The organism is Vibrio sp. MM46 (assembly GCF_027587135.1).
Taxonomy (GTDB): Bacteria; Pseudomonadota; Gammaproteobacteria; order Enterobacterales; family Vibrionaceae; genus Vibrio; species Vibrio harveyi.
Genome location: NZ_JAPPTO010000065.1, coordinates 1 through 2877 on the forward strand (window position 1 = coordinate 1; position 2877 = coordinate 2877).

The following is a 2877-nucleotide window of genomic DNA, read 5'->3' on the forward strand; positions in this document are numbered from 1 at the left end:
AAGCTGCGCCTCAAGTTCAGCTTTGAGCGCGTCCACTTCATCAAGCTTTTGTTGCATCTGCTGCTCTAGTCCGGCGAGCTGCGACTCTTGATTGCGCTTTGTGGTGGTTTTGAGGTTATCCATTTCAGATTTTAAACTTTCACCAATGCGATTGAGCGTGCCTTCAAACTTGGTCAGGCTTTGCTCGAGCTGGTTAATTTTATCTTGCTGAAAGGTGAGGGCGGATTGGTTGTCCTTATCGGTAAAGTCGTCAGTAACAATAGCGCCAAATCCTACCGCTTCGTTTTGGGTTTGCTCTGGCTCGGAAGGCAAGGTGAATCGCCAAACCGCGAAGGCAATCACACCAATGACGGTTAGCGCCACAAACGTGATGTTGCGGTTACGCTTTTGTGTGGCTGCATTGACTTCTCCCCCTTGCTCAAAGTCGCCGTCAGTGTCTTTGAAAAACCGTTTCTTAAACCCATCCAAAGCGTCTCTTTGTTTATCGAACATGGGCTGCACCTCCTCCAGTGATGAGATAGAGCGTTGTGGTTTGTCCAGGGGCTAAGTGGTAAGCCTCAAGCGCGGCTGAACGAGCGGAATAGCTGTAAAATTGCGCAGTTGTGAGAGGCATCTCGCTGCTTCCTTGATTTTTGAGCTGGTAAATCACGCCAGAGTAATCGCTGCCAACAAAGACGGTTTGAGGAATGATGGCAAGTTTACTTTCATCCTTTGGCAGCGTTTTGGGGTCAACGTCATGACGTTTAAAGCCGGCAATGGGTGAGCCATCATGGACAAAACGCATCATGGCTTTAGTCAGAGCTGTCATGGCGGCGGGATAATCTGCAGCAAGCTCTATCGGACTTTGCTGCTCTTTGTAACTTTCAGACCAGACAAACTCGGTTACTAACGCCGGGGTGGCTTTTGGGGTGATAAATAGGGCAAACAAGCGTCCCTTTTCTGTGGTCAGGTGCGCAGTAAAGGGCAAAGCAATGTTGATTTTTAAGGTGATAGAGCCAGAGGCGTCTTTTTGGTTGCCTGCTGAGGTACAAAACCCTTTTGGACAAACAATAGAGATGATGCGGTCATTTTTGACCACTAAGCGGTTGATGTTAATTGAAGAGAGTGCCAAGGGTATCGTGTCACCTTCGGCAAACTCATAACTGACTTTAGATGCGTTCTGCGCCATGGCAAAGGGGGCGATAAAAAACGCCAGCAGCAAGACGATAGAGATAAAATGATAGCGCCATCGCTGCTGTGGAGTTAATGATTGCTCATAAAGATTCATCGGTATTGACCTCGACTTCTTCAATGGAGAGTAAACCTATCACGCAATGCTCATAGCTAAAGCTGACCTGATACCATTTCATTTCTGGCTCTAAAGCGCGCTGTCCTACGTACTTTTGCAGTTTGCCGTAGAGCTGCACTTGGAGGGTTTCGAGCGAAATGCGGATAGATTCAACAGAAAATTGACTGCTGATGTTGTCTTTTTTAATCACCGTTGCTTCACGAAGTAGCTTAGGTTGCACACTATGCCAGCTTTGCTCATCAACATACTCAAGGAGTTGTCCAAACTGGCGTGCGACGTTGGCAGGGGTCACGTTGAGTTTTAGGTAGAGAAAATAATCCGCCATCTGCTCAAGGTAAGGTTCATCGACGGCACCATCGGAGACAGTAAACGCTTTTGAAACGGTCGGAGGAATGAGAGTTCGACTTTGATGGGTTAGGGCTTGATAACTGGTGTAACCCAATACCAGGTTGGTGATAAGCATAGCAAGAAAGCCTGCAACCAATAAGAAGTTGAGCAGGCTTTTGATGGCTAACCTATCCCGTTTTACATACGGGTCCATAAGAGGTTGGCTCCTTAGAAAATCCAATAGCGTCGGCAAGCCGGCGGAGTGCGTTTAAAGAAAGTAGGACTGACAAAGGAAGCGCCCCACCAATACAGGGACAAGATGATGATGTTGTCGCCGTATTGCGCTTTGATGTAGCGCAGTCCACCGAACCAAGCCATTGATAACGCCAGCCCTATCATTTCGTGTTTAAGCCAGAAAACGAGACCAAAAATAAAGAAAGCAGGCGCAATCTCATCGACCGGGAAGCCGAGCCATCGGCGTCCTTTGTTCATGTGCTTAGGGATAGAGAAAAACTGATGAGGGTCTTCCATCACTGCTTACCCAAGTCCAACTAAAGGCGCACCAACGTTCCATAAAATAGAGCCGCCAGCAAAACCGCCAAGTGCTGCAAACCAGTTGCGAGTCATTAACCCTGTGACAACCGCACCGACAAGTCCAGTGCCGAGCATGGCGGTTTCTACCGAAGAGCCTTTGCCCGCGGTATCTTTCATGGCTTGTTTACCACTAGCGAAAATATCGGCAGCCAAAGCAGGTTGCGTTACTAAAATCGCAGAGACGGCTAGTCCGAGAGTAAAAGCCAAAGTGCGTTGAGTTCGTGTGTTCATAACATTATTCCTTGGTTGATGAGAGAGTCACCGCTTCGTTGTTGGTGTCGGCGGTGTATTGAAATATTAAGTGGACGCTTTAAATGCTCACTGGCCTTGGATGGGGCATGGGTGCTTTGGTTGGGCTGCTTGCTCTTTTTCAGCCTACTGCCAATAGACTGCGCGATAAATGCGCTTACAAGGCTGACGCCCAGAGGGATAACGGTTTATTTTTGAAGTGTTGGCATCACTCACAGTTTTACTGTGAACAGAAGGTTTTCTGTGCTGTTTTCAAGAGCACAACCCATATTGGGTCAGTGAGCATTTAAAGCGTCCAAGAGGTAAATTGCGGTAGCGGCTAAAATTTTATATACAAATCCGTTAAGGACGAGGTGCTACCGCAATTTGAAAGAGGTCGCCAGAGCAACGTCTTTCAAATTGCCTCTCAGTCTGAGAGT

The 2877-nt window shown here is 47.7% G+C and carries 4 protein-coding genes and 1 pseudogene; all 5 read right to left on the reverse strand.

Annotated elements, in window-relative coordinates:
• Positions 1 to 492: pseudogene (locus OH459_RS27795) on the reverse strand (TrbI/VirB10 family protein); the annotation flags it as partial.
• Positions 482 to 1267 carry a type-F conjugative transfer system secretin TraK gene (gene traK, locus OH459_RS27800; protein ID WP_269989822.1) on the reverse strand — a complete coding sequence of 262 codons (786 nt, stop codon included), beginning with the start codon at positions 1265 to 1267 and terminating at the stop codon, positions 482 to 484. The pseudogene OH459_RS27795 and the gene traK, both read right to left, overlap by 11 nt.
• Complete coding sequence (gene traE, locus OH459_RS27805; protein ID WP_050907378.1) at positions 1254 to 1829, reverse strand: type IV conjugative transfer system protein TraE; 576 nt, start codon at positions 1827 to 1829, stop codon at positions 1254 to 1256. The genes traK and traE overlap by 14 nt, the downstream gene beginning before the upstream one ends.
• Before the next feature lie 14 nt (positions 1830 to 1843).
• Entirely contained in the window at positions 1844 to 2146 is a 303-nt protein-coding gene (gene traL / locus OH459_RS27810) for a type IV conjugative transfer system protein TraL (protein ID WP_050907377.1), read from the reverse strand.
• A gap of 6 nt (positions 2147 to 2152) precedes the next feature.
• The gene (traA, locus tag OH459_RS27815) at positions 2153 to 2440 is read right to left on the reverse strand and encodes a type IV conjugative transfer system pilin TraA (protein WP_017191046.1); all 288 of its coding nucleotides are present in this window, start codon (positions 2438 to 2440) and stop codon (positions 2153 to 2155) included.
• Between the last annotated feature and the right edge of the window lie 437 nt (positions 2441 to 2877).

Excerpts from the sequence above, each read along its gene's own strand:
- traA (WP_017191046.1), bottom strand. The coding sequence starts at position 2,440 with ATGAACACACGAACTCAACGCACTTTGGCTTTTACTCTCGGACTAGCC.
- traK (WP_269989822.1), bottom strand. The coding sequence starts at position 1,267 with ATGAATCTTTATGAGCAATCATTAACTCCACAGCAGCGATGGCGCTAT.
- traE (WP_050907378.1), bottom strand. The coding sequence starts at position 1,829 with ATGGACCCGTATGTAAAACGGGATAGGTTAGCCATCAAAAGCCTGCTC.
- traL (WP_050907377.1), bottom strand. The coding sequence starts at position 2,146 with ATGGAAGACCCTCATCAGTTTTTCTCTATCCCTAAGCACATGAACAAA.